The sequence below is a fragment of the Corallococcus interemptor genome (genome assembly GCF_003668875.1).
GTDB classification, from domain to species: Bacteria; Myxococcota; Myxococcia; order Myxococcales; family Myxococcaceae; genus Corallococcus; species Corallococcus interemptor.
Genome location: NZ_RAWM01000100.1, coordinates 14,147 through 32,974, shown reverse-complemented (window position 1 = coordinate 32,974; position 18,828 = coordinate 14,147). Strand labels below are relative to the sequence as shown.

Annotated in this window: 16 protein-coding genes and 1 pseudogene; 9 read left to right on the top strand and 8 right to left on the bottom strand. The window is 67.7% G+C overall.

From position 1 onward, the window contains the following. Positions 1–622, top strand: a pseudogene (locus tag D7X96_RS28320) (serine/threonine protein kinase); the annotation flags it as partial. A gap of 86 nt (positions 623–708) precedes the next feature. Here D7X96_RS28320 and D7X96_RS28315 read toward each other — a convergent pair. Next, complete coding sequence (locus D7X96_RS28315) at positions 709–1,365, bottom strand: HAD family hydrolase (protein WP_370450168.1); 657 nt, start codon at positions 1,363–1,365, stop codon at positions 709–711. A gap of 48 nt (positions 1,366–1,413) precedes the next feature. On the opposite strand from D7X96_RS28315, the gene D7X96_RS28310 reads away from it, so the two are divergent. The 3 genes from D7X96_RS28310 (at position 1,414) to D7X96_RS28300 (ending at position 4,857) form a co-directional block, all read left to right on the top strand. Next, entirely contained in the window at positions 1,414–2,295 is an 882-nt protein-coding gene (locus tag D7X96_RS28310) for an AraC family transcriptional regulator (RefSeq protein ID WP_120547317.1), read from the top strand. A gap of 33 nt (positions 2,296–2,328) precedes the next feature. After that, entirely contained in the window at positions 2,329–3,057 is a 729-nt protein-coding gene (locus tag D7X96_RS28305; RefSeq protein ID WP_121771176.1) for a hypothetical protein, read from the top strand. Positions 3,058–3,153: 96 nt separating this feature from the next. Next, positions 3,154–4,857 carry an amidohydrolase gene (locus tag D7X96_RS28300; RefSeq protein WP_370450167.1) on the top strand — a complete coding sequence of 568 codons (1,704 nt, stop codon included), beginning with the start codon at positions 3,154–3,156 and terminating at the stop codon, positions 4,855–4,857. Here D7X96_RS28300 and D7X96_RS28295 read toward each other — a convergent pair whose 3' ends face one another. From D7X96_RS28295 to D7X96_RS28285, 4 genes are all read right to left on the bottom strand, one after another. Continuing rightward, positions 4,858–6,879, bottom strand: a complete 2,022-nt coding sequence (locus D7X96_RS28295) for a hypothetical protein (protein WP_120547314.1) — start codon at positions 6,877–6,879, stop codon at positions 4,858–4,860. Between the two features lie 391 nt (positions 6,880–7,270). Further along, entirely contained in the window at positions 7,271–9,340 is a 2,070-nt protein-coding gene (locus D7X96_RS28290; protein WP_158626644.1) for a pentapeptide repeat-containing protein, read from the bottom strand. A 945-nt stretch (positions 9,341–10,285) separates the two neighbouring features. Continuing rightward, positions 10,286–10,453 (bottom strand): DUF5615 family PIN-like protein, encoded by a 168-nt coding sequence (locus D7X96_RS41815; protein ID WP_158626643.1) that lies wholly within the window; start codon positions 10,451–10,453, stop codon positions 10,286–10,288. Between the two features lie 23 nt (positions 10,454–10,476). Continuing rightward, positions 10,477–11,109: a DUF433 domain-containing protein gene (locus D7X96_RS28285; protein ID WP_121771174.1), complete on the bottom strand. Its 633-nt coding sequence runs from the start codon at positions 11,107–11,109 to the stop codon at positions 10,477–10,479. 209 nt (positions 11,110–11,318) lie between these two features. On the opposite strand from D7X96_RS28285, the gene D7X96_RS28280 reads away from it, so the two are divergent. Further along, on the top strand, positions 11,319–12,554 hold the full coding sequence (locus tag D7X96_RS28280; protein WP_121771173.1) for a DUF6068 family protein: 1,236 nt from the start codon (positions 11,319–11,321) through the stop codon (positions 12,552–12,554). A 6-nt stretch (positions 12,555–12,560) separates the two neighbouring features. Here the strand turns inward: D7X96_RS28280 and D7X96_RS28275 are convergent, their stop codons facing one another. Next, the gene (locus tag D7X96_RS28275; protein ID WP_121771172.1) at positions 12,561–14,396 is read right to left on the bottom strand and encodes a patatin-like phospholipase family protein; all 1,836 of its coding nucleotides are present in this window, start codon (positions 14,394–14,396) and stop codon (positions 12,561–12,563) included. Positions 14,397–14,570: 174 nt separating this feature from the next. On the opposite strand from D7X96_RS28275, the gene D7X96_RS28270 reads away from it, so the two are divergent. Continuing rightward, positions 14,571–15,461 (top strand): bestrophin family protein, encoded by an 891-nt coding sequence (locus tag D7X96_RS28270; RefSeq protein ID WP_120547309.1) that lies wholly within the window; start codon positions 14,571–14,573, stop codon positions 15,459–15,461. 4 nt (positions 15,462–15,465) lie between these two features. Here the strand turns inward: D7X96_RS28270 and D7X96_RS28265 are convergent, their stop codons facing one another. Both D7X96_RS28265 and D7X96_RS28260 read right to left on the bottom strand, forming a co-directional pair. Further along, a complete protein-coding gene (locus tag D7X96_RS28265) occupies positions 15,466–15,909 on the bottom strand; it encodes an organic hydroperoxide resistance protein (protein ID WP_120547308.1) in 444 nt (147 codons plus the stop codon). Positions 15,910–15,950: 41 nt separating this feature from the next. After that, positions 15,951–16,394, bottom strand: coding sequence for a MarR family winged helix-turn-helix transcriptional regulator (locus D7X96_RS28260; RefSeq protein ID WP_121724993.1), 444 nt, complete (start codon positions 16,392–16,394; stop codon positions 15,951–15,953). A 150-nt stretch (positions 16,395–16,544) separates the two neighbouring features. Here D7X96_RS28260 and D7X96_RS28255 point away from each other — a divergent pair, with 150 nt between their 5' ends. The 3 genes from D7X96_RS28255 (at position 16,545) to D7X96_RS28245 (ending at position 18,825) form a co-directional block, all read left to right on the top strand. Next, positions 16,545–17,327 (top strand): HipA family kinase, encoded by a 783-nt coding sequence (locus D7X96_RS28255; RefSeq protein ID WP_121771171.1) that lies wholly within the window; start codon positions 16,545–16,547, stop codon positions 17,325–17,327. Continuing rightward, positions 17,305–17,703 (top strand): DUF3037 domain-containing protein, encoded by a 399-nt coding sequence (locus tag D7X96_RS28250; RefSeq protein WP_120547305.1) that lies wholly within the window; start codon positions 17,305–17,307, stop codon positions 17,701–17,703. Before D7X96_RS28255 ends, D7X96_RS28250 begins: the two co-directional genes overlap by 23 nt. A gap of 150 nt (positions 17,704–17,853) precedes the next feature. Next, positions 17,854–18,825 carry an endonuclease/exonuclease/phosphatase family protein gene (locus D7X96_RS28245; RefSeq protein WP_120547304.1) on the top strand — a complete coding sequence of 324 codons (972 nt, stop codon included), beginning with the start codon at positions 17,854–17,856 and terminating at the stop codon, positions 18,823–18,825. Positions 18,826–18,828 lie beyond the last annotated feature (3 nt).

Sequence of the window (18,828 nt, the reverse complement as noted above, 5' to 3'; positions counted from 1 at the left end):
CCCCAGCCCCTCCCCCGTGACAGCCCCGGGGCCGTCAATCGCCGTTGCTCCGATGGAAGGATCCGCCTTGAAGACCCGCGCCCCCGAAGTCTCGTCCCAAGGACGCCCCCCCCGCATGCCGAAGAAGGCCATCGCCGCCATTGAGTGCGCGTCGTTGTCGCTCGTCGCGGCGCTGGCGGCGGGTTGTCCGGGGGCTCAAATCCGGCCCGAGTCCTTCACCTGCCCGGATGGGGCGACAGAGGCGATGGAGAAGCAGCTCCACTGGGCGTGGAACGGCACCTTCCTCCTCCAACTCGACGATCGCCAGAATAGGTACACGAATGTCTGGTTCACTGCTGGCTCGGAAGTGGTGGGAGTGATTCCGGAAGGCTGGAACGACCCCGAGCAGGACGCGGTCGCCCCTCCTGGAACACGCTTCTACGGCAAGGCGTACTACCTCTCCGACAAGATGGGGCGTGCGGATGGGCCAGCGCTCGTCGTGCGGTATGACCGCGTGAGACTCCCGGGGCAGGCCGATTACCCGATTTGCTTCGTCGTTGAGGGGGCGGTCGCCGAGTTCAAGGATGGCAAGGTGAAGGCGCCCAATCGAGGGGTGGGGCACGTGGTGCACCGTTGGCCCTGAGCGGGTCGAGGTGACGCGACGGGGAGGTGCTCGACTCCCGCCACTTCCTCGCCAGACTCGACAGAGCTTCCAACTGAGCCACGCTGTCAGACGAGCGGCGGCAGGTGGTGCAGCAGCCGCTCCAGGTCCGGCTGGAGCTCGTCCGGTGAGGCGGTGGCCAGCTCCTCCTGGGCGTGCGTGCCCCAGGTGACGGCGTAGGTCTTGAGGCCCGCGGCCCGGCCCGCGCGCAGGTCCAGCGTGGTGTCGCCCACCATCCACAGGCCGCCGGTGCCCAGCGCCTTCAGGGCGTGGTGGATGACGTCCGGCGCGGGCTTGTGCGGGAAGCCGTCCGTGCCCTGCACGTGGTGCAGCAGGCCGCCCAGCCCCATCGCGTCCACGAAGCGCCGGGCCATGTCGCCGCGCTTGGTGGTGGCGACGGCGAGCAGGTAGCCCCGCTCGCGCAGCGTGCGCAGCACGCGCTCCACGCCGGGGAAGGGCCGGGAGCGCCGGTGGAAGTTGAGCGGGTAGTGCTCGCGGTAGGCCACGCAGAGCGAGGCGGCGTGCTCCGGAGCGAAGCGCGTGTACATGGCCTCCAGCGGCTGGCCGATGAGCGCGCGCACCTCCGCGATAGAGGGCGCGGGCAGGCCGTGGTGCGTGAAGCCGTGGAGGAAGCTGTCGATGATGTCCGGCAGCGAGTCCACCAGCGTGCCGTCCAGGTCGAAACAGATGCCGCGAGGGGTGACGGTGCTCACGCGCTGTTCCATACGCCCTCCGGGGCCGCGTGTCCCTATGCTTCCACCCGGGGGGTGGAGATGCGACGCACGAAGCAAGAGGACGGCTTCTGGGTAGCTCCGGAGGTGCCCGGTCTGGAGCTCCACCGGGCGTCCTACACGCAGTGGACCTTTCCGAAACACTCGCATGACGTCTTCTCCCTGGTTGCCTATGACGCGGGCGCGCAGTCGATGCACCTCCAGGGGCAGCGGGTGTTGGCCTCGGTGGGCAGCCTCCTCGCCGTGTCGACGGGTGAGATGCACGAGGGCCGCGCCGCCGACTCCACCATCGGGTGGGCCTACCGCATCCTCTACGTCCCGCCCGCGCTGCTCATCCGCGCGGCGGAGGAGACAGGAGCGCCCGCGGGCACCCTGCCCGGCTTCGCGTCACCCATGCTCCAGGACGCGGCGCTGATGGAGCGCTTCACCGTCACCTTCGACGCGCTGAAGGACGGAGGCGTGTCCCTGCTGGAGCGCGAGGAGCGGCTCTTGGGGTTGCTGGTGGCGCTGCTGCGCAGGCACGCGGGGCTGCTGTACCGGCGCCGGGCCACCGCGTGCGAGCGGGGCGTGAAGCGGGCGCGCGAGCTGCTGGAGGCGCACCCCACGCGCAACCTGTCCCTGGAGATGCTCGCGCGCGTCGCGGGGCTCAGCCCGTGGCACCTGGTGCGCGCGTTCCACCGTCAGTTCGGACAGACGCCGCAGGTGTTCCAGCGGGCGCTGCGGCTGCGGCTCGCGCAGGAGCTGCTGGCGGGGCCGCTGCCCATGGCGGAGGTGGCGCTCGCGGCCGGCTTCACGGACCAGAGCCACCTCATCAAGCACTTCGGGCGCACCCTGGGCGTGACGCCCGGCGAGTACCGGGCCGCCGCGCACGCCGGGCATGGGCCGCGCAAGCACGTACAATCCCGCGCGCCCGTGCGTCCGTAGGTTGGAGCCCTCTTCTCAACGAGGGGTCCACACATGCTGAAACACATCATGGTTGTATCGGCTGTATCGGTGCTCACGGCTTGCGCGCCGGAGGCAATGCCAGACGAAGTGCCCGCGGAGCCAGGGGCTTCCGAGCAGGCGCTGGGCGCGGTGGTGCTGCCGCCGGGAGCCCGCGTGCACGGACGTCCCATCTCCGCGTGGGCGAAGGAGTGGTACCGGTGGCACTTCCGCGTGCCGGCGGACCGCAGCCCCATGCTGCGGCTGGAGGAGGACTGCGGCCAGGACCAGGACGGCCCGGTCTTCTTCGTGCCCACGTACGACCTGGACACCACGTACCAGCGCACCTGCCGTGTGCCGCGCAACCGGCCCGTGCTGGTGCCGCTGTGGGTCATCATCAATGACTATCCGTGCCCCGACCCGTCCTTCGAACCGGCGCCGGGCCAGACGCTGGAGGACTTCCTGCGCCAGGGCGCGCTCGACTTCAACGACGGCACGCAGGACCTGGTGGTCACCGTGGATGGAAAGCGCGTGGACACCCGCCGCCACCGCCACACCAGCGGCCTGTTCACCTTCGACGCGGACCCCAGCCTCGTGGGGAGGATTCCGGACCCGTGCCTCATTGGAGGCGAGCAGCGCGGCGTGACGGACGGGTGGTGGCTGATGCTCCAGCTGAGCCCGGGGGAGCACGTGGTGCGCGTGCAGGCCCTGGCGCCCTTCGGCGTGCCGGTGGACTACACATACACGCTGCGCGTGGGGCATTAGTCGCGGGACTGGCCGTCGCGCGAGGCGTGCGTCAGAGTGCCGCGCGCGAAGCCCCGGGAGGACCTGCCCGGGCGAACCATCACGGCGGGTGCGCGGATGATGCGAGGACGTCTCGGTTGGATGCTGGGAGCGCTGGTGCTGTCGGCGGGCGCGGGCTGTTCGCGGCGGGTGCCGGAGGGAACGACCGCGGAGCAGGCGGTCGCGAACGCGCCCACGGTGTACGTGGCCAAACGCATCCGCACGCTGGATGCGGCGAAGCCAGAGGTCCAGGCCCTGGCCGTGAAGGACGGCAAGGTGCTGGCCGTGGGCACGCGCGAGGAGGCGCTCGCCGCAGCGGGGACCACCGCGCGCGTGGTGGAGCTGGGCGACGCGACGGTGGTCCCGGGCCTCACGGACGCGCACGGGCACCTGGCCGGGCTGGGCCAGGCGCTCGCGAGCGTGCGGCTGGAGGGCACCACGTCGCTGGCGGAGGTGCGCCAGCGGCTGGAGAAGGCGCCGGCCACCGCGTACCAGGGCGACTGGCTGGTGGGTCAGGGCTGGGACCAGAACGACTGGGACACGCAGCGCTTCCCCACCCTCTTCGACATGGGCGAGCACCTGAAGGACACGCCCGTGGCGATGTGGCGCATCGACGGGCACGCGCTGTGGCTCAACGGCGCGGCGCTCAAGCGCGCGAACATCACCCGCGACACGAAGGACCCGGCGGGCGGCACCATCGTGCGCCTGCCGGAGGGTGACCCCAGCGGCGTGCTCATCGACAACGCCATGGACCTGGTCATGAAGGTGCTGCCCCCGCCCACGCGTGAGCAGCACGAGGCGCGCATGCACGCCGCGCTGGAGCACTGCGCGCGCGTGGGGCTCACCGGCGTGCACGACGCCGGCATGGACCTGCGGACCTTCCGCCTGCTCCAGGCCTGGGACAAGGCGGGCACCCTGCCCCTGCGCGTCTACGCCATGGCGGATGGCCAGACGGACGAGCACGTGCAGTACCTCAAGGACGGCCCCTTCCAGGGGAAGCTCCTGACGATGCGCGCGGTGAAGCTCCTCCTGGACGGCGCGCTGGGCAGCCGGGGCGCGGCGCTGGGCGCGGCCTACAGCGACGAGCCCGGCCACCGCGGCCTGCTGCTGCTCTCCCCGGAGGAGTACGCCTCGCGCGTGCACGCCTTCGTGGGCAGGGGCTTCCAGGTGGCGACGCATGCGATTGGCGACCGCGCCAACACGCTGGTGCTGGACACGGTGCTGCGTGAATTGGCGGCCACGGGGACGAAGGACGCGCGCCCCCGCGTGGAGCACGCGCAGATCATGACGGCCGAGGACATCACCCGGCTGGGCGCGAACGGCTTCGTCGCGAGCGTGCAGCCCACGCACGCCACCAGCGACATGCCCTGGGCGGAGAAGCGCGTGGGCCCGGAGCGCATCCAGGGCGCCTATGCGTGGCAGAAGCTGAAGGCCGCGGGCGCCGTGCTGGCGCTGGGCAGCGACTTCCCGGTGGAGCGGCCCGACGTGCTCGCGGGGCTGTACGCGGCGCGCACGCGGCAGGACCCGAGCGGCCAGCCTCCGGGCGGGTGGCAGCCGGATCAGCGCCTGAGCGGCCAGGAGGCGCTGGAGGGCTTCACCGTGGGCGCGGCCTGGGCGTCCTTCGCGGAAGCGCAGCGCGGCCAGCTGAAGCCCGGCATGGACGCGGACTTCGTGGCGCTGTCGGTGGATCCGGTGGACGCGCCCCCGGCGGACCTGCTCACCGGGCAGGTCCAGCTGACGGTGGTCGCGGGCCGCGAGGTGTTCCGCGCGGACGCGCAGTAGCTACAGGTCCGCTTCGTAGGAGAGCGACTCGATGCGCTGGTTCGTCTCCGCCTGAAGGCGGGTGCGCTCCTCTTCGAGTCGCTCCAGCTCCCGGCCGATGCTCTCCAGCCGGTCCTCCTGCGCGTTGAGCTTGGTGACGAAGCGCTCCACCAGCTCACGCTGGGACGCGCCGCTCTTGAGCGAGTCGATGTTGGAGCGGATCCGCTCCTGGTCCTTGAAGAGCTGGGCGCGCTCCTCGTTGAGGCGCTGGAGTTCGCGGGTGACGCTCGACTGCTTCTCGCGCATGGCCACCACGTCGCGCAGGGCCTGGGCGACGCGCGGGTCGATGAAGCGCGAGTCGAGGAAGAACGTCACCTCCTCCAGCCCCAGGTTGCCCAGGTAGTACTGGCGGTGGCCCCGGGTGCGCTCGGTGATGACGAGCGTGTCGGAGGTGCCCGGGGCCAGCTCGCGCTTGAAGCGCCAGAAGCCGTCCGTGGTCTCCGCGGGGGCGGCCGTGTCCTTCAGCTCCCAGCCGGTGCGCGGGTGCTCCACGAAGAGCACCTGGGGACGCTTCGCCTTGTTGCGCGCGAGGATTTTCGTGCGGCGCTGGTGGAAGAACTCCACCACCAGGGTGCCCCGGTTGAGGCGCGCGCGGAACACCGGGCCCTCCTCCTGGTCCTCCTCCACGGACATGACGCAGGACAGCTCGACGGCGTAGGGGACGAAGCGCGTGTCGTCCGGCTTGAGGGTGTCGAGCATCGCCTCACCGACGTAGGTCTCTTCCTCGGTGATGGTGACGGGGCCGCCCTCCAGCGTGAGGCCGGTGGTGTTCTTGAACTCGATGCAGGCCATCGGGTTCTTCTCACGGGTGGCGCGGTTGTAGAGCAGCACGCGGCGGCCCTCGAAGGGGCGCTGCAGGATGGGCACGAGCGCGCTCTGGTTGCGGTGCACGGTGACGGGGCGGTCCACGCCGTACTCGAAGAGGTCGCCGACCTCCTTGGTCAGCGTCGTCACGGCGGTGCTCTGCTCCAGCGTCTCGCGCATGCCGCGTCCGCTGCCGCCAATCATGGGTCCGCCCTTGGCGCGCATGCGGGGGGCGGGCGCGGGCGCGGCCATGGCGGGCATGACGCTGGCGGAGGGCGCCATGTCGGCGGAGCCGAAGGAGCCCTCGTCGTCCGTCTCCATCAGGGGCTCGGCGAAGCTCTCGTGGGCCTCCTGGGGGATGACGGGCGCGACGCCGGTCTCCGAGCGCACCTCCACGATGGGGCGGCGCAGGTAGCGGGGGTTGTAGAGGTCGTGGACGAAGGACACGGGCAGGCCGGCGATGAGGGACAGCTCCACGTCCACCCAGTCCTCGTCACCGGTGTTGTCCACCATGGCCCAGCCCTGGAGGAGGGGCGGCTTTCCCTCGTCCAGGAGGATGCGGTAGCTGGTCTTCCACACGGGGGATTCCAGCACGTAGCTGACGTACAGCTCGCGCGAGCCCTCTCCCGCGGTGAGGATGGACAGCCGCTTGGAGTCCTTCTTGTACGAGGACATGACGGTGGCCAGGTAGAACTCCAGGTCCTTGCGCACGGCCTCGTCGAGGAACTCCAGCTCGCCCAGCTCCAGCACGTCGAAGGTGCGCAGCGACGCGCCGACGAGCAGCGTGAGGAAGGGGCGCACGACGCTGGCCTCGCCCTGGACGACGGGCAGGGACTCCAGGCCGACGATGGCGCCTTCGACCTGAGCACCGCCGACGCGGGCACGAACGCGGGCGCCCTTCACCTGACCGAGCAGCGCGGTGAGGCTGCCGTGTTCGGGGATGCGGATGGTGGCTTCGGAGAGGAGCTGTTCCAGGGGCTTGGTGGAGTCGTAGCTCACGGCGGACACGGAGCCGCCGTTCAAGTCCAGCACGGTCATGGACTTGAGCACGTCGTTCATGTCGCGCGCCTTGAAGTCCAGGTGCGCGGTCTCGCTGCCGGTCACCTTCCCCCGGCGCTCGAAGTAGCCGACGCCGTGCTTGTAGAGGACGACACGGCGGATGGACAGGGGCGAAGGCATGCGCTTTGGCTCCGGAAGTGAGAGGGCCCACTGTACTTGATGCCCGCTCAAGGCACCGGCAGGTCGCTCACGTCGAAGTCACCCACGGCCCAGACCTCGACCAGCTTGTTGGTGAGATCCAACTACTGTCCGAGGACATGGTTCACGACAGGTTCCAGGTGCTGCCATTGCTCTTCGGCACTGAGTCCAGCGACACGAAAGGCAATGATGCCCGCGTGAAGCTCGCAATCCCGTGCGAGCACGATGAAGTCTCCCACGTTGGTGGTAAGGGCCCGCTCACAAATTACTTAGCCATGAGAGGCGCTATCACCCCCGGAAAAATCAGCCTCGGAGCGCGAAAATCGGCTAACTAATTTCTGAGCGGGCCCTTACCCCGACACGCTCCTAGCTATCACCACTCAGAATCGCGGTCGATCCGCTGGAGTAGCGAATCGATCTTCGGAGAACGCTTCCCGGTACGAATGAACGCGATCATTTCATTCCTCAAAGCGAATCCAGCTTCACTTGCGCCTGCGACTCCGCTCCAAGGCGCGTAAAGATGATCACTCCGCCCGCCTGGGGTGAAGCCGACCGAGAGAAGTGCTTCTTGAAGCCTGGATGAGTCCGGCGATCCGTTTGGGAAGACGCCTCGTCCAATAGCTGAGAGGCGGATGTATCGACGAGCCTGAATCTCTCCTCTACTACCTACGCGCGACGGGAAGAACGGTCTAAGAAGCCGCCGCAAGCACTCCTCAGCAGGAGAGCCGCGAGTGCGATCTTCAGCATGGATGAGCCCATCCACTTGATTGACGTCGATACCAAGCCACTCTCCGCAAAGAAACTCAGCAGGCGACGATGTGGTGATGCAGTCGTAGAATTCGATCGCACTTCCGTAGGCACTGGGAGAGCTTGGATGTGAATTTTGGGAGATCTTTCCGCCATTGAACGTGCAGTTCACAAACAAAACAGCGGGAAGATGGCTTGTGCGCAAGTCTTCGAATGAACACCCAAAGAAGTCGCAATCAACAAAAAACAAGGGGCCATCGCAGTGCGCAAAGCACACGTTCGTCAGGGTGCAACCCGAGAATATTGCGCCAGAGAAGTCGCATGAACTGAACGTGGCGCCAGCGATGCTGCAACTTGTGAATTTGGATGCAACAAAAAAGGCGAGGTTTGCTGAAAAATGCTCATCGAGTTGCAGTCCTTCCACTTCAAGTTCGCTGAGATCCGTCAGATCGACGATATTGGCTGGACGCGCCTGAACGGTGCTTCGATCTTGGTCTTTTGCGCCAACGATCAGATGCCAATAATTCGCGCATGCTTCAGGAGAGCCTTCATTCGCTGCGGACGCCAGCTTAACCGACAGTTCGGCGAGAGTAGCCGTCCTCTCCTCGATTGGTAGATCCGGAAAAATGGAGCCGAATGCGAGACCAGCCCGACGCGCTTGGAGCACTACCCGTTCCAGTGTTTCCCGACTCGCGCCTCCGAGCCCATCCGTCTCGCTCTGCCAAGCACGGACGAGCAAGACCGAGCGAATCCAATCGCTAAGAAACGCAGGTTTCCAATCGCCCGTAGTCAGGCCGTCCCGAGACGCAAACAGAAGCGCGTGCTTCTGCATCTGACGCAAAACCGCCGTGAATTCTTCGTTCTCGTTTACTGGATCGATATCAAAAACACTCTGCGCTGCCGCATTCGGTCGAGAGAGCCTTAGTGACAAGTTCGCATCAGCCGAGGCGAGGAGGGCAAAGTATGTGAGCAACTTAAGCTGACGCGAGGCGTCGAATTTATCTCTCGCTATCGCTTCTATCTTGTCCTGCTCCCGACAACAAGCTAGCGAAGCCGCAAGCAGGCAAATGTCGTAAATCGAGACATCTGTATTGACGTTGCTGTTGATGACGAGCGGCCGGTTTCCAGAGAGCTGGTGTGTTCGCGCAAGGCAGGCAAGGCTCTGAACAAAGAACAGAGAGCGGTCTTTTCCGAACTCCGAGAACACCCGCTGAATCCAGGTGACTATCGCATTCCGCTCGGATTCGGATGGAGGTTCGTCACCCAGTGTTAGTGAGTCGTAACTTGCGTCAGGAAGCCTGCTCGCAATTCTGGGCCACTCTGGAACGATGATGTTTGTGACGGTCTCGGCGTAGCGCTTGAAATCTCTGCTTTCAACGTCTGGGAGTTCGAGTCCGATCTGGAGTGATTTCTCCTTGTCGAGCAGAAACGCCTCAGTCGTGCGGCCCGAAAGAGCGATCCGCGCGTGCGGTGTTGCAATCGTCTTCTGAAGTAGCTGTATCACCTCAGAGACGACGTTGGGATCGTATCGGCCCGCGACCTCGTCAAGTCCATCGAGTAGGAGCGCAACCAATCCAGCTCGCGCCGCACACCGGAATGCGTCCGGCGCTGAACCGGCGAGCCCGAGCGAAGCCGCGAGCGACTCCCAAGAAATCCCGCCTCGTTGAAGCTCACGAAGCGGGATGTAGAGCGGCAACGGTGATGACTCGCGCCCAATATTACATCGCGCGAAATCAGCTAGTATTGTGCTCTTTCCTTTGCCCGCCTCCGCGCGGAGGTAAAGGAGGCGCCTCGGTGAGCCCCCGGCCAGTCCGAGGTGAAGACCCATTATGTCCCGTACGTCCGGTTCGTCCCCCTCGTCTAGCGAAGCTCGTAGAGGTACGACCTGATACTGGCCGCCCAAATAGAGGAGTCGAAGCGCCTGCTCGATCAAACGCTTCTGTGACTCGACCCATCCGTTTGGAAGCCCGATCATCTGGGCGATTCCTTCATGAAGGGAAACTGCACGAATCCCGCGCTCGACCACGACGGGACCCTCGCCGACGGGGATTCCGTCGATTGCGAGGGTAATCTCTAACAAGCCTGGATCATCGAAGCTTGGCGGGCGGTTGGCTCTAATCTCGTCTCTTATCCTGTCCACGTCGGTGCCGCTTGAGGATAGGAATATCGTTCGCCTTGGTCCGTCAGTTATCTGGGGCAAGTTGAGCGTAGAACCATTGTGACGTAGGCAAGTCTCCTCTTTTGGTACTCGAGCAACGCGCTCTTCTCTAAACCGATTAAGCGCCTGCGTGAGCAGGTCCGGCGGGGATTTCAGGAGCGGCATAGTTGGATCATAACTTCGCAAGGTGCCGGGTTGGCCGTCAAGACTGGAGTAGCGAGACTCGCTCGCGGAGCCCAGCCGTAGGTCCTAATGCGCTTCTGTTGAGTGATTCGAGTGGCAGCTCTGTTCGAGTGGCAGCTCTGGTGGTAGCCCTTCGATCGTGCTGCGGTGAATACCGCCCGCGAGGAAAACCTTTCCGACGATCGCCGGCAACAGGCGTCAGTGCGTCGAGGATCGGGCGGTTAGGGCCCGCTCACAAATTACTTAGCCATGAGAGGCGTTCTCACCCCCGGAAAATCGGCCTCGGAGCGCGAAAATCGGCTAACTAATTTCTGAGCGGGCCCTAACGACCACTTCGCTGTGCTCGAATGCCAGACGCCAGACCTCAGGGTCCGTCATGCTTGCCTTCCCCAGATGGACGATTTGCGAGGCTTCCACGCCCTTGGCATGGAGACGCCCAGCAAGCCTGGGAGAAAGGTTTTCATCCATCAACAACTTCATCGAAAGGCAGACTAAGCGCCCTCTCGACGAAGCACGAGTGCTTTGCGCGGGCGCCCCGGTGGTCGGGGAAGCTGCGCGAAGAGCGTCGCGAAGGTGAGGTCTTCGTCATCCAGGCGGGGAAAGTCCTCCTGGACCTCCGCACGCGGAACTCCCTTCAACAGCAGGTCTCCCACGTGCCGGACCGCGATGCGCGTGCCCTTGAAGACAGGCTCACCGCCCAGGATGTCCGGACGTGACTCGATGCGCCGCTTGCCGTGGATGAACAGGCGCACCTTCTTCACCGATTCAGCAAATGGCTGCCGCGCGTCGAAGCTCGCCTGGACGGGCGTGAGCTCCCAACCCGTGTCGGTCTTCAACCAAGACGATGGATGCTCATGAACTCGGTAGATCGCTTCGTGGAGCTCACGACGCACGCTTTGGGTCAGCGTCAGCGCCTTCTCCAGGTGCCGCACGAGGCGGAAGTAGAAGACGTCCCGTGGCCCGAAGCTGTGGCGGGTCCGGCCTTTTGTACGGCCAGGCAGGATGCCCTCCTCCAGTTCCTGCCAGACACGCCGGGGCGAAACCTCCGAGAGCGCAGCGATCTCCTCGACGCTCAGTTTGCGCCAGGGACGCAGTTCTGGATGCGCACCAGAAATAATCACCATCTCCTGGTGATAATATTGACGCTCGCAATTCGAGTGTCAACCAAACCCTTCGATTTGATGGAACCGGGCTGCCGGGCGTTCGGTTCGTGGGGAGATCTCCTGGGGCAGAACCCGGCGCATCCTGCCCTGTCGACCAGCGCACGTTGACGCCGCGCAAGCGGCAACCGTCCACGCGGATCCGCTCGGCGCTCCGTGTATCTAGCGGCCCCATGCGACGCCCCCTCCTCCGCGCTCCCCTCCTGCTGTGCTCCGCGCTCCTCTTGGGCACCGGCTGCGAAAGCATGAAGCCCCGCGCCGTCTCCCCCGCGGACGGCACCACCGCCACCGAACCGCCCGACGCCTCCGTCCCCATTGAAGCCTCCGTGCCGGACGCCGGAGCCCCCGCCACGGACGCCACGCCCTCGCCGTGGCAGCGCGCCCGCGTGGGCGACCGCGTGGAGTACGCCTTCTCCGCCCACCGGGGCCGCCCCGGCGCGGACTCCGGCGTGGGCGTGGCCGGTCATGTCTCGCTGGAGGTCGTCGCCGTCCAGGCGCCGTGGGCCTGGCTCACCGTCACCTTCACGGATGATCAGGGCAGGCCGCTGCCCCACCCGCGCCTCTCCCAGCCCCGCGTGCTGCCCATGCGCATGGAAGAAACCCAGCCCTGGAAGGAGGAACACCGCGGCCAGCGCTCCACCGAACAGACCACCGCCGCCGGCCGCTCCTGGGACGCCCGCCGCTTCCTCGACGACCGCCGCCCCAGCGACGGCCCCCTCCAGAACCGCCTCTACGCCAATGAGCCCGGCCCGCTGTACCTCACCCACGGCCTGCTCGACGCCAGCACCACGCTCTCCGGCTTCGGCGCCAGCGGCAGCCAGCAGCTCACGCTCGTGTCCTTCCGCCAGGGCACGGAGGCTCCGGGCACCGTGCCCGTGCTCGACCGGCCCTGGGGCCCGGGCACCTGGTACGACGTGCGCCAGGACGTCTCCGGCACGTCCTCCGTGCGCCGCGTCTGCCTGGGCGCCGAGCGCGGCTTCGTGCTGCGCAAGGAGCTGACCGGCCCCTCCGGAGAGGCCCCGTGCGCGGACCTGCGCGACGCGGAGACCACGCCCCTGGAGGAGGCCCTGCTCGCCGCCGTCAGCGAGGCCGTCAGCCAGCCGCAGCAGTGGCCCCCCATCGCCGCGGGCTTCGCGCCCCCGCGCCGGGAGACCTTCACCGTCGCCCAGCACCCCGTCCCCGCCCTCGTCTTCGAAGCGCCCTCGGGCGAAGGCGCCGAGCGCCGCGTCCAGGTCACCACCTACGCCGCCGAACCTTGGGGCGCCGCGCTCAACGGGCTCGCGGACGAGGCCCGCTTCATGCCGCTCGCGGACGCCGTCTACCGCGCGCCCCCCAAGGGCAAGCGCGTGCCCGAGGACGGCACCGCGCTCACCGGCTGGGGCAAGTGGGTCATCGACGGGGGCCGGTAGCCCGCGTCAGTCTTCACACGTGCGGCGCTCCGGCTTGTCCTCGCGGCACTGCGCCGCGGACGGGAGCGCCGCTCGCGCCTCGTCCGCCACCTCCACCAGCTGGCGCGCGCACTCGTTCGCCGCCAGCGTGCCCTGGATGTCGAACAGGGACAGCACCTCCGCGCAGCGCTTCTGCATGGACTCCACGCCCGCCACGAAGAGCGGCTGCATCACCTCCGGCGTGAAGGAGTAGCCGCTCGCCGTCGCCAGCCCCGTCTCCGGCTTGAACATCCACGCGCTGCGCCAGCTGGACGCCACCTGGTCGAAGCGCGCGGAGCCCATCCACACCGCCTGCCCCGCCCCCGGCCCCACCGTGCGCGGCTGGAAGCCCAGGCCCTTGCGGCGGCAGAAGTCCTCCGTCGCGCCGCGCAGCACGCAGACGTTGTACTCGCCCAGCCGGCGCGCCACCGCGAGCAGCTCCGCCTGCTGCACCTCGCCCACGCGCGGCTGCGCCACGAACAAATCAATGGTGCGCATCAGCACGCTCACCGCGTTCTTCGGATCCGTCGCGGGAGACGGGTTCACGCCCCCCGTCGAAATCACCAGCACGCGCTCCGCCCCGCGCTGCACCGCCTGCAGCAGCGGCAGCCCCGAGCGCACGCCGCCGTCGTAGTACGTCCCCGTGCGGTCCCCCGCCGCCGACGGCAGCCGGCCCACGGGGTTCGACAGCACCGGCTCCGCGATGGACGCCACGATGGCGTTCGTCATCCCGCCCCGGCGCTGCTTGTCCGTCGCGCCCGGCTTGAAGTCCGCCGGGTCCTGGTCGCTCACGCTGAACACGTCGCCCGTCTGGAAGTCCACCGACACCGACACCAGCTCCGTGCCGTTGTGCAGCTGCTCGTCTTTGATGAACGCATCCAGCTTCTTGTAGATGCCGTCGAACTTCACCAGCCCCCGCGTGTCGTCCGCCAGGTTCCACAGCCACGTGGAGTTCACGCAGTACAGGTCCGACTCCACCGTGCACGTGTAGTTGCCCATCAACAGCCGCCGCGCGTTCGCCTCCTGGCCCGGCGTGTGGAACAGGTCCACCAGCGTGCTGATGAGCGCGCCCGTGCTGGTGCCCGCCGCCAGGTCGATGCGTGCGTCCCCGCAGCCCTCCGGCGCGGGCTTGCCCCGGCACTGCTCCAGGATGCCCAACAGCCGCCACATGGCCCCCGCGCTGAACGCGCCGTTGGCCCCGCCGCCGCTCAGCACCACCGCGGTGCTGGGCCGCTTCAGGTCCCGCTTCCACGAACGAGCGCGCACGTACGCGGCCGCGGACGCCGCGCCCCGCTGGATGCCCTGCGCCAGCACGTCGCGCGACAGCGGCACCTCCAGCGACTGCTGCAGCGCCGCGAGCGACGGGCCAATCCCCATCGCGTTCGACAGGAAGCGCTGCGCGTCCACCTCCTCGTCGGACGGCGCCGCCACGGAGAAGGACTGCACCGGCAGGGGCACGCTCCACGCGGACGCCTTCACCGTGCGGTCCACGTAGCCCATGCGCTCCGCGTTCTCATAACAGGAGGCCGTGTCGTTGCCCGCGTGCTTGACCAGACACCCCGTCATGTCCAGCACGGCCTCGGGAGATGCGCCCAGCGCCTCCATCCACGCGCCCGCGCGCGCGGGGTCCAGATAGGAGTCCATCAACTGCGCGCGCGTCAGCCCCGCCACGCGCTCCACCGCGGGCACCCGGATGGGCAGGTCCTTGGGCGCTGGCGAGTCCGGCGCGTTGACCGTGTCCAGCAGCGTGTCCGTGCGCAGGAAGCTGCAACCGCTCGCGGTGGCGGCGAGGAACATCAGCAGGGGCGTGAGGTGACGGCGCATGGAGGACGCCTCCAGAACGAGGAAGGAAACGGACCGTCCTCATGCATAGCTGAAGCCCCCGACGCCGGGCCATCACCCGGAAAGTCAGGCATCCGCAATCCCGCAATGCGACGCTCGCGACGCGTCGCGGTGCGGTTAGCATGCGCCCCCCCGTTCCCGGAGGAAGACCCCCACATGGTTGAGTATGACCCGCATCGCTGGTGGAGCTACTTCCACTACCTGCGCGGTTCGATGGTGAAGGAGATCGTCGGCCGCGTGATGGTGTGCGTCGTCTGGTCCGCGGCCGTGGTGGGCTTCCACCTCCACGTGCACGACGTGGGCTCGCCCCCCACGGTGCACACGCTGGCGGGCATCTCGCTGAGCCTCCTGCTCGTGTTCCGCACCAACGCCTCCTATGACCGCTTCTGGGAGGGCCGGAAGCTGTGGGGCGGCATCGTCAACGAGACGCGAAACCTCATCCGCGCGGCGGAGCCCTTCCTGGGCAGGACACCGCACCAGGCCACGCTGGTGTACTGGACGGCGGCGTTCCCCTTCGCCACCGCCGCGTGGCTGCGCGGCCAGCAGCGGCACCTGGGCCCCCACACGGACACCCTGCCCTCCGGGGAGGTGACGGACGCGCTCAAGGCCCAGCACGTGCCGCTCGCCGTGGCCCGCCGGATGACCGGCGTGCTGGATGAAGGCCGCCGGCAGGGGCTGTATCCGGAGTACGTCCAGATGCAGCTGGACCAGAACGTCCAACTGCTCGTCGACTACCTGGGAGGTTGTGAGCGCATCCACCGCACGCCCATGCCCTTCGCGTACATGGTGCACCTGCGCCGCGCGCTCATCCTCTACTGCTTCACCCTGCCCTTCGCGCTGGTGGAGACTTTTGGCTGGGTGACAGTCGTGGCCACGTTCGTGGTCGCGTATGTGTTCTTTGGCATCGAGGAGATTGGCGTCGAGATTGAAGACCCGTTCGGCACGGACGACAACGACCTGCCGCTCGACACCATCTGCCAGAACATCCAGAACAACCTGCTGGCGCTCCTGCCGGGCCCTCCCTCCAGGGAGAGCCCGGGGGCGTGAAGGACTACTCCGCGACGGAGATCTTCACTTCGATGTTGCCGCGCGTGGCGTTGGAGTACGGGCACACCTGGTGGGCCGCCTCCATCAGCTTCTGCGCCTCCTCGCGGGGGACGCCGGGGAGGATGCCCGTGAGCTCCACCGCCAGGCCGAAGCCGCCCTCGGGCGTCTTGCCGATGGTGACGGCGGCCTTCACGCCGGCCTTCTCATCCAGCTTCTTGCCGGCCTTGCCCGCCACCAGGCGCAGCGCGCTCTCGAAGCAGGAGGAGAAGCCCGCGGCGAAGAGCTGCTCGGGGTTGGTGGCCGTCTCCTTGCCGGAGCCGCCCAGCTGCTTCGGCATGGCCAGCTCCAGGCCGTTCAGCGGGCTGTTGTCGAGCAGCAGCTTGCCGTTGCGGCCGCCGTGCGTGATGGCGGTGGTGGAGTAGAGCGGGGAGATCTGGACCGGGGCCATGGTGTTGCTCCTTTGCGTGAGTGGAGGAACGGCGTGTGTCTTCAAGCGCTGCGTGAGGAAACCTTCTCGAACAACCGCTGGATGTCCCGGCGCAGCCGCGCCAGCTCCTCCAGCGTCAGGCCGGTGCGGCAGACGATGGCCTCGGGGATGGACGCGGCCTTGCGGCGCAGGGCCTTTCCCTGCGCGGTGAGCGACACCGTCACCGACCGCGCGTCCTCCTTGGAGCGCTCGCGGCGCACGAAGCCCAGCGTCTCCAGACGCTTGAGCAGCGGCGTGAGCGTCCCCGAGTCCAGGTACAGCTTCTCCCCCAGCTCCTTCACGGACACCCCGTCCGTCTCCCAGAGCACCAGCATCACCAGGTACTGCGGATAGGTGAGCCCCAGCTTCGCCAGGAGCGGCGTGTAGGCCTGCACCATCGCTCGCGACGCCGCGTAGAGCGGGAAGCACAGCTGCAGGTCCAGCCGGAGGAAGTCATCCGTCGACATGGGGAATATGTAGTGCGCAATTCAATTGCGCGCAATTGAATCGATGGTGCGCGAGGGGAAGCACGGTCAGGTGCAGGGTGTTTCCCCGTCGGGCAGGGCCGTGGTACAGCCGCCACCCCCGGAGTGCCCGGGAACTGTCGAGGACGAGTGATGCTGAGGACGGTCACCGCCACGCGCTACGTGACGCCCTTGCGCGAGGGGGGCTCGCTGCCCGCCATCGTGGAGGCGAACGACGCGGGGCTCTATGTCGTGAAGTTCCGTGGAGCGGGCCAGGGGGCCAAGGCGCTCATCGCGGAGTTGCTGGCCGGGGAATTGGCGCGGGTCTTGGGCCTGCGCGTTCCGGAGCTGGTGTTCGTGGAGCTGGACGTGTCGCTGGGGCGCAACGAGCCGGACAGCGAAATCCGGGAGCTGCTCAAGTCGAGCACGGGGTTGAACCTGGCGCTGGACTACCTGCCGCGCTCGGTGACGTTCGACCCGCTGGCGGTGCCGGTGCCGGAGACGCAGGTGGCGTCCGCCATCGTGGCGTTCGACGCGTTCGTGACGAACGTGGACCGCACGCCGAAGAACCCCAACCTCCTGGTGTGGCACCGCAACCTCTGGCTCATCGACCATGGGGCGGCGATGTACTTCCACCACTCGTGGGACGGGTGGGAGGAGCGCAGCCAGACGCGCTTCGCGCCCATCAAGGACCACGTGCTCCTGCCCTGGGCGCACGGGCTGGCGGCGGCGGGGGACCTGCTCCGGGAGCGGGTGACGCGGGAGGTGGTGGAGCGCATCGTGGGGTCCATCCCGGAGGCGTGGCTGGGCCAGGAGCCCACGTTCGCGTCCGCGGCGGAGCACCGCGCGGCGTACGTGACGTGGCTGATGCGCAGGCTGGAAGCGGCGCCGGCGTTCATCGAGGAGGCGACGCGTGCCCACGCCCAGCTCGTTTGATTACGCCATCATCCGGCTGGTGCCTCGCGTGGAGCGCGAGGAGTTCATCAACGTGGGCGTCGTCCTCTTCTGCGTGCAGCACCGCTACCTGGGCGCGCGCGTGGAGCTGGACGCGGCGCGGCTCAAGGCGCTGTCCCCGGACGCGGACGTGGAGCTGTTGAGCGGCCACCTGGAGAGCTTCCGCCGCGTGTGCGTGGGCGGGAAGGACGCGGGGCCCATTGGGCGGCTGCCCCAGAAGGAGCGCTGGCACTGGCTGGTGGCGCCCCGGAGCACGATGCTCCAGACGGGCCCGGTGCACGCGGGCCTCTGTGACGACCCGGACCGGGCGCTGGAGCACCTGCTGGACACGATGGTGCGGGTGAAGCCCGCTCCGTGAGCAGCCGGGCGGGCGAGCCCTTTGTCCGCCTGGCGCTACATCGCGGCGGGCGCGCGCGCATCCCATGGTGAAGAGCGCGGGGAGACCTGGACGTTCGTCCCAGGGCTTCCCATTTTTCACCGCGAGGCATGGGGAGGTAGCGACCGGACCATGGAGCCGTCAGCGCTGCGCATCGTCACGTACAACGTCCGCTACTTCGGCCACATGCTGAGGGGGCTCGCGAGCACCATCGGTCCCAAGCGCCGGGTGGCGGCCGCACTGTCCACGCTGGACCCGCTGCCGGACGTCGTGTGCCTCCAGGAGGTGGAGACGTCCTCGCTGCGCAGCAACATCGTGCACCGGCCCACGCGTCCAGGGGAGACGCAGCTGGAGGCCTTCATGACGCGCGTGGAGGAGACGTTCGCCCTCCAGGGGAGGGAGATGCCCTACGAGGCGTTCTACTTCCGCGCGCACCACTACAAGGTGGGCGAGCTGTCGCTCTACACCACCGGCCTGGCGATGCTCGTCAACACGCGCACGCTCCAGGTGGACAGGCACAACGTGCAGGCGCCGGAGCACATCACGCACCACCACGTGCAGGGCTTGAAGGAGCGCAAGCAGAGCCGCATCTGCGCGCACATGCGGGTCATCCGCCGCGCGGACCAGCGCGCGTTCCACATCTTCAACACGCACCTGAGCCTGCCCACGCCGTTCGCCCGCGAGTTCTGGGCCACGCGCGACAAGATGGGCTGCGGCGTCAACCAGCTCCACGAGGCAATGAAGCTCACGGGCTTCATCGGGCTGCACGCGAAGGAGGAGCCCTTCGTGGTGTGCGGGGACTTCAACTCGCCGCCGTCCTCGCCGGTGTTCCGCTATCTCACGGGGGATGCGCACCTGACGTGCGCGCAGGCGGCGGTCGGGCAGATCAACCCGACCCTGTCCCGCGCCTTCCCCACCGCGGGCTTCATGCACATGCGCATGCATCTGGACCACCTGTTCTCCGGTGGCGGCGTGAGCTGGCTGGACACGGAGGAGACGCGGCCCTTCGGGGACCTGACCAGCCGCTTCCACGGCCTGTCGGACCACGTGCCGCTCATCGCGCGGTTCCGGTTGGACGCACCGGCACCAACGTTGGTGATCTGAGGT

What these genes read in the sequence shown, in the direction of transcription:
- D7X96_RS28315 (WP_370450168.1), bottom strand. Translation starts at nt 1,365, where the DNA reads ATGGAACAGCGCGTGAGCACCGTCACCCCTCGCGGCATCTGTTTCGAC.
- D7X96_RS28310 (WP_120547317.1), top strand. Translation starts at nt 1,414, where the DNA reads ATGCGACGCACGAAGCAAGAGGACGGCTTCTGGGTAGCTCCGGAGGTG.
- D7X96_RS28305 (WP_121771176.1), top strand. Translation starts at nt 2,329, where the DNA reads ATGCTGAAACACATCATGGTTGTATCGGCTGTATCGGTGCTCACGGCT.
- D7X96_RS28300 (WP_370450167.1), top strand. Translation starts at nt 3,154, where the DNA reads ATGATGCGAGGACGTCTCGGTTGGATGCTGGGAGCGCTGGTGCTGTCG.
- D7X96_RS28295 (WP_120547314.1), bottom strand. Translation starts at nt 6,879, where the DNA reads ATGCCTTCGCCCCTGTCCATCCGCCGTGTCGTCCTCTACAAGCACGGC.
- D7X96_RS41815 (WP_158626643.1), bottom strand. Translation starts at nt 10,453, where the DNA reads ATGGATGAAAACCTTTCTCCCAGGCTTGCTGGGCGTCTCCATGCCAAG.
- D7X96_RS28285 (WP_121771174.1), bottom strand. Translation starts at nt 11,109, where the DNA reads ATGGTGATTATTTCTGGTGCGCATCCAGAACTGCGTCCCTGGCGCAAA.
- D7X96_RS28280 (WP_121771173.1), top strand. Translation starts at nt 11,319, where the DNA reads ATGCGACGCCCCCTCCTCCGCGCTCCCCTCCTGCTGTGCTCCGCGCTC.
- D7X96_RS28275 (WP_121771172.1), bottom strand. Translation starts at nt 14,396, where the DNA reads ATGCGCCGTCACCTCACGCCCCTGCTGATGTTCCTCGCCGCCACCGCG.
- D7X96_RS28270 (WP_120547309.1), top strand. Translation starts at nt 14,571, where the DNA reads ATGGTTGAGTATGACCCGCATCGCTGGTGGAGCTACTTCCACTACCTG.
- D7X96_RS28265 (WP_120547308.1), bottom strand. Translation starts at nt 15,909, where the DNA reads ATGGCCCCGGTCCAGATCTCCCCGCTCTACTCCACCACCGCCATCACG.
- D7X96_RS28260 (WP_121724993.1), bottom strand. Translation starts at nt 16,394, where the DNA reads ATGTCGACGGATGACTTCCTCCGGCTGGACCTGCAGCTGTGCTTCCCG.
- D7X96_RS28255 (WP_121771171.1), top strand. Translation starts at nt 16,545, where the DNA reads ATGCTGAGGACGGTCACCGCCACGCGCTACGTGACGCCCTTGCGCGAG.
- D7X96_RS28245 (WP_120547304.1), top strand. Translation starts at nt 17,854, where the DNA reads ATGGAGCCGTCAGCGCTGCGCATCGTCACGTACAACGTCCGCTACTTC.